This window comes from Moorena sp. SIO2C4, from assembly GCF_010672485.1.
GTDB lineage: Bacteria > Cyanobacteriota > Cyanobacteriia > Cyanobacteriales > Coleofasciculaceae > Moorena > Moorena producens.
The window spans coordinates 1-5,160 of the sequence record NZ_JAAHGN010000520.1 but is presented as its reverse complement, the minus strand read 5'-3'; the positions used below and the strand labels follow the sequence as shown (position 1 = coordinate 5,160).

Here is a 5,160-nt window from a genome sequence, read left to right as displayed (position 1 = left end):
CCCACCATCACTAAGGAGGCTAGCCAGATTGGTGTATGTTCTGTTAGCATCATCGGAAACACTTGATCAGATGCTTTTCCTGTCAGGTCAGAAAAGGAAATATGTCCCCACATTCCGATTAGCACCGGACAAATAAACATGGTAGCGCTTACCAGGGGATACATCACTACCGAAACTTTTAGAGAATTACTAGTTTTTGAAGCATAAAAGCGCATGAACATCTGGGGAAACATAGGGACACTAAGCATCCAGAGAATCATAAAGCTAAACCACTTACGATGTGTAAAAAAATTATCTATACCCTGTCGAGAAAACAATTCTGGTTTGAGGGTGTAGACAGTACGGTTAGCTTCAGCAATCCCTCCTAAACTAGAAGCAATTGCTGCCAATGCCGCTAACATTAAGGTAAACATTAAAACCCCTTGGATAACATCGGTTAGGGCAACGCTTCTCATCCCCCCCATGAACACATATAGCACGATCACAACTGTCAAAAAGGTAGCCCCTGTAAAATAGGGAATTTGTCCATTGGTTAACGTTTCAATAATATAGCCAGCTCCAATCGGTTGCAGGGTTAAGTAGGGAATGGTGAAAATTACCATAACCGCCAGAAAAATTAATTTGAGGGTATTGCTAATCCCAGGGGATACACCTGTCCTACGGAAACGGGCTTCAATCAATTCAGAAGGCGTGATTAAGCCGTGTTTGTTGCCTAAAAGCCAGACTCGATAACCGATAAAATAAAAGGTTAGTGCGATTAAGCCAGTTCCAAACCCCATCATTCCGTAATAACTCAGACCAATGCGATACCCTGATCCTGAAAATCCTAGAAAAGCGAAGGCGCTGAAATTGGTAGCAATTAGGGTAAAAAATAGGAGAATTGCTCCCATGTTACGGTCAGCTAAAAAATAATCATCAGGAGTGTTTTTTTGTTGGCGATAACCAACTAGACCTACCACAAGGGTTACTAATAAATACCCTGCCAGCACAACATAGGGAATAATCGAGTCTAGTGTCATATTTTTAACGGTCTTCCTTAGACGAAGTGTAAGCTATCAGCTATCACACCAATTAAAGTAGGGTGGGCAAAGTAATATAATCTAGAATACTCAAAAGAAGCAAACTGTTTTTGCCCACCCTACTATCAACTATCAGCTATCACACCAATTAAAGTAGGGTGGGCAAAGTAATATAATCTAGAATACTCAAAAGAAGCAAACTGTTTTTGCCCACCCTACTAATTAAAGTAGGGTGGGCAAAGTAATATAATCTAGAATACTCAAAAGAAGCAAACTGTTTTTGCCCACCCTACAAGCTAGTGTCATATTTTTAACGGTCTTCCTTAGACGAAGTTTCCCAGAAATTTACCACAAATAGTAACAACGCGACTGCGAGGAGAATTTGTAAGGCAATAAAATAGAATACCCAGGGGGGAAGATGGAGCAAGGAGAAGGAAATGTCTTGCTGCCAAGACCAGAAATCTTGGGATAGCAGGAAAATTACCGTAAAGCAGAAAAACCAGAAAAATGAGGATTTTAAAATTGGCATCAGCACTTTAGCAAAGGGAGTAGGGAGTAGGGAGTAGGGAGTAGGGAGTAGGGAATATGGCATCAAAATTATCACAATTCCTACACGGATTGCTATTACTACTCGCGACTTCTGTGAGAGCTAGATTAATGTGAATGGTAAAAGAGAGTACTAACTAAGGTATGGTAAACAATAGTGTTTCCTACTGATCAACAATTATAGGTAAGCTAGTGTCCATTTAATTTGCCTATTTTCGTGAGCAGCGCTATGTGACAAGGTTTGTCATTACCTGTTCCCTGTTCCCTGTTCCCTGTTCCGAAGCGTGCAGCGCAATAAACATTAGACTACCATAAACGGCATGGCAAATTTCCCTCATCGACCGTTAGCCGTTGATTTATTTGCTGGTGCTGGTGGTTTCTCCCTAGGGATTGAGCAGGCGGGCTTTGATGTTGCCCTCGCCGTTGAACAAGACCCAATTCATGGGGCAGTGTATGCCTTCAATTCCCCTCAAACCAAGGTTTTATGTACCGACATTGCTACCCTGTCTGGTCAAGAAATTCAGAAAGCCCTGAGGGAGTGGGGGACTGAAAGGGAGCAAAACCAACACTGTACAGAGGTTTCATCGCAGGTTTCTACCATTGATCTAGTCATTGATCTGGTCATTGGTGGACCCCCTTGTCAGGGATTCTCGTTGATCGGTAAGCGTCAAGTAGATGATGTACGCAATAATTTAGTGTTTGAGTTCTGCCGTTTGGTCAAAGAACTCCAACCACGCTACTTTGTGATGGAGAATGTTCCAGGCTTAGCTCAGAACAAATACCAACACCTGTTCGAGCAGCTAATCAGTGAGTTTAAAGCAGCTGGGTACACTATAACTGAACCAGTACAGGTCTTGAATGCAGCAGATTTTGGTGTGCCACAAAAACGGCGGCGGTTGTTTTTACTCGGTTCTAGGCTTGGGGAAGCACCAGTGGCTTATCCTTCCTCAGAACTATCCTCTCACCAATGGGTAACTGTTAAGGATGCGATCGCAGACTTGCCTAACTTAGATGATTTTCCTGAACTCCAGAAAAGCGATTGTGTTGAACTAACACCAGAACAGCTAGACCTGCTCCAAGCTTTAGCCATGCCCTATGTAGAAAAGTTACGGGATTTGATCACCGATCCTGGTAACTTTGCCTATCCCCGCCAGTGGCATCCTCAACTATTGACCAGTTCCCTGCAAACCCACCACACCGAAGGCTCGATTGAGCGGTTTAGAAACACACCCATGGGCGAGGTAGAAACTACCAGTCGCTTACGACGCTTACACTGGGATAAACCTTGCCATACCCTCAGAGCAGGTACTGGTTATAAAAACGGTCGCTACACCTCTCCTCGCCCCATTCATCCTGATTACCCACGGGTGATCTCCGTGCGAGAGGCCGCTAGACTGCACTCATTTCCAGATTGGTTTCGCTTCCACGGGACCAAATGGCATGGATTTCGACAGGTGGGGAATGCTGTACCACCACGATTAGGACGGGTTTTGGGTAAACAAATTATGACAGCGTTGGCGGTTCAACCATCAGTGCCAACCACAACTATAAAGCTCTCAGATGCCAAACTATTAACCTTTAAACAGTTACAGGCATCTAAGTATTGGAATATAGTAGTATTTATTCCTTTTCTAATCTGCTGCTTCCCTTCTCCTGTCGTTCTCTTCTCATAGAAAAGATGCTGTATATAACGACCGTCAACCCTGATCGGCTACTAGTCTGCCATCGTTGTAACTCAGATCACAGCTTAAGCCCTATCCTATCACAACAAATCTTGATCTCGAATCACTACTAGGTAGGACTTTCTCTCACAGAAGATCTCTTCAAAATTGTCGATAGTTAAAATTACAGAGATTATGTGGAGCCCATGAAATCCTTTCAAGTCATCTTCCCCAAATTCCCGGTTAAGCAAATAGCTAAGCGTATTATTCATATGCGCCAAATTACCCGCATTGACCAACAGCTCTTTATGTCAGCTTTACTAGCCAAGGCATCACTTTCACTAGAAGAGCAAACCCTAGTCCAAGAGATTTATGACGGTTTGAACCGTGGATTGATTCGAGTAGTGGAATAAACTATATCACTTCTGATCATGAGCGTCAAACCAATCAATTCTAGGGGCGCTTCCCTTGCGCCCGAACCCTGTGCGCTCTTAAACCTGTGGTTGGCAGCAAGTGATATAATTTCCCGTTGAATACTTACACTTTGGGGAAAGCAAGGCAGAGGGCATAAGGCAGAGGGCAGAAGGCAGAAGTAAAGGAGTAAGGTTTAATCTCAGAAAGTTTTTTATCACTAATTATCCGGACATGATATCAAACAACCCCCAACCTTGAATTATATCATCTGAGGATAATTAGCCTTAATACAAATTTTTCCCATCAGCTGAGCAACCGAGCAACCGAGCACCCCATCTGCTAGTAAAGAGATTCAGTTGCTAGTGGTGCGTTAGGGGAGCGCTCATTTTCCGCCTCGTAGCCAGGGTTAGGTTGCTGCCCGTAACGCACCACTAGCTCAAACAGCTTACCTAGATCCAAAAGAGATCAGTGTTGATCTCAGTTTTTGTTATGATTAAAATTTGTGAGTTGATAGTTGCATTGAACTCTGGCTGATCGTTTCTTGTCAGCCAGGTGCAACTTTTCTTAAACCCTCTGGTAACTATTGGGTATAAATCCCTAAAAATATGTATCCAAATATACAATAATTTCCCCGATAATTCTCCTCATCTCCCGACTCCCGGTAAGCATATGCGCTACGCGCACGCTACTTGAGGTGCCGTCAGCTGTCAGCTGTCAGCCATTGGCCTTTGGCTGATAGCTGATAGCTGATGGCTGATGGCTGACGACTCCCGATTCCCTCCTCCCGATTCCCTCCTCCCGATTCCCTCCTCCCGAATGGCAATCAAGATGGGGCAATATCTGATCAACAGGAGTCCCCCTAAACGGTTGCGCAGTCAGAATAATTGTGCCATCCTTTGCTCTGACCCAGCCTTGGGCTTCGATAATCACTTTTTTTTCTTCGGGAGGTTGAGGCTGTATCACTGAAGGTTGCTGCTGTAATTGCTGTAATGATTGTTTCCTGCTGCTGCTGGGTAAGCCAGGACGAGTTCGCCACCTCACTGTTCTGTGGGCATTAATCACCGGATCTTCTGCACTAGCTGGTAAACCGCCTTTTCCGGTAATGATAAAGGAACTCCCGCCAGCAATCCGATTATTTTCAAAGCCACAAAGGTCATTGGCCAGGATCGCTTCTGCATCTACGGGGCTTGCTGGTAATTCCGTTAAGCCTGAGGTGGGGTCTACCTGGGAGATGTTGAGGATTACATCACCGTTGAAGGATGAGCCAAGGGTGGAGGTGGCGGTGATGTCATTGTCTGGAGTTAGACGGTCTCGAAACTCTAAACCAAAGATGCCTTGGGCATTAATCTCAACACTACCTCCTGGGCCAAATTCAGCATTGGCGGTGATGTCGCTATTTCCCAGACCGACTAAGGTTTCAGTATCAATGGTGATATTGCCCCCAGTTACATTCTGGGCGTCAGTTCTAATCTTGCTTTCGTTGAGGAGTCGGATGTTACGGGAAAATAGAGTAATATTGA

The 5,160-nt window shown here is 44.5% G+C and carries 4 protein-coding genes and 1 pseudogene; 2 read left to right on the top strand and 3 right to left on the bottom strand.

Annotation, left to right across the window (positions count from 1 at the left end; all coding sequences use genetic code 11):
* Both F6K20_RS23430 and F6K20_RS23425 read right to left on the bottom strand, forming a co-directional pair.
* Positions 1-1,019: sodium:solute symporter family protein (locus tag F6K20_RS23430; protein ID WP_287296207.1), on the bottom strand; the 1,019-nt coding region annotated here is incomplete at its 3' end.
* Between the two features lie 310 nt (positions 1,020-1,329).
* Positions 1,330-1,614 (bottom strand): hypothetical protein, encoded by a 285-nt coding sequence (locus tag F6K20_RS23425; RefSeq protein ID WP_202799259.1) that lies wholly within the window; start codon positions 1,612-1,614, stop codon positions 1,330-1,332.
* Between the two features lie 271 nt (positions 1,615-1,885).
* Here F6K20_RS23425 and F6K20_RS23420 point away from each other — a divergent pair, with 271 nt between their 5' ends.
* Both F6K20_RS23420 and F6K20_RS23415 read left to right on the top strand, forming a co-directional pair.
* A complete protein-coding gene (locus F6K20_RS23420; protein ID WP_008188218.1) occupies positions 1,886-3,238 on the top strand; it encodes a DNA cytosine methyltransferase in 1,353 nt (450 codons plus the stop codon).
* 194 nt (positions 3,239-3,432) lie between these two features.
* Positions 3,433-3,639, top strand: a complete 207-nt coding sequence (locus F6K20_RS23415) for a hypothetical protein (RefSeq protein ID WP_008188216.1) — start codon at positions 3,433-3,435, stop codon at positions 3,637-3,639.
* Between the two features lie 715 nt (positions 3,640-4,354).
* Here F6K20_RS23415 and F6K20_RS23410 read toward each other — a convergent pair.
* Positions 4,355-5,160, bottom strand: a pseudogene (locus F6K20_RS23410) (S-layer family protein); the annotation flags it as partial.